Raw genomic sequence first — 773 nt, 5'->3', positions numbered from 1 at the left:
GCCATGGCCGGAGATCATCACGACCGGCATGTTCGGGTGCATGGTCTTGATTTCGTCGAGCAGCGCGAGGCCGTCGAGGCGCGAGCCCTGCAGCCAGATGTCGAGGAAAATCAGCCGCGGCGCGCGGTCGGCGATCGCCGCAAGCGCGCTGTCGGCGTCATGCGCCGTACGGGTTTCATGACCCTCGTCGCTCAGGATACCGGCGACAAGTTCGCGGATGTCTTCCTCGTCATCGACGATGAGAATGTCAGACGCCATTACCGACCTTTTCAGTTTCTCGTTCGTGTTCGTTTCGACCTTCACCGCGTGGCGGCGCGGCTACGACCGTCGCCGGCGGCAGGATGATCGAGATCATCGCGCCCCGGCCACCATGGAAATCCGCTGGCGCGTCGTGCAACTCGAGACGGCCGCCATGGTCCTCCACGATCTTCTTGACGATAGCGAGGCCGAGCCCGGTCCCCTTCTCGCGCGTCGTCATATAGGGCTCGAGAAGCCTTTGGCGATTCTCGCGCGGCAGCCCCTTGCCGTTGTCGATAACGTCGATTCGTATGGCGCCATCTTGGCGCCCGGCTTGAATCCGGATTGTGCCGTCCGAACGATCCGCCGGATCAAGTCCATCGATCGCCTCGGCGGCGTTCTTGATGACGTTGCCGAAGGCCTGCGCCATCAGGCGGCTGTCGAAAGTACCCTTCAACGGCTCGCTGCCGAAATCGCGCTGGAAGGCGATGTCGGGGCGGCTGACCTCGACCAGGAAGGAGGCCTCGCGCAGCGAC

The 773-nt window shown here is 63.6% G+C and carries 2 protein-coding genes; both read right to left on the bottom strand.

Annotated elements, in window-relative coordinates:
• The coding region (locus EOA24_RS39915; protein ID WP_127410923.1) for a response regulator at positions 1 to 258 on the bottom strand (258 nt) is incomplete at its 3' end.
• On the bottom strand, positions 248 to 773 hold a 526-nt coding region (locus EOA24_RS39910), incomplete at its 5' end, for an ATP-binding protein (protein ID WP_127410922.1). The genes EOA24_RS39910 and EOA24_RS39915, both read right to left, overlap by 11 nt.

It is taken from the genome of Mesorhizobium sp. M2A.F.Ca.ET.039.01.1.1, assembly GCF_003998035.1.
GTDB lineage: Bacteria > Pseudomonadota > Alphaproteobacteria > Rhizobiales > Rhizobiaceae > Mesorhizobium.
Note: the sequence above shows the minus strand (reverse complement) of the source record. Positions and strands in the feature narration are given on the sequence as shown.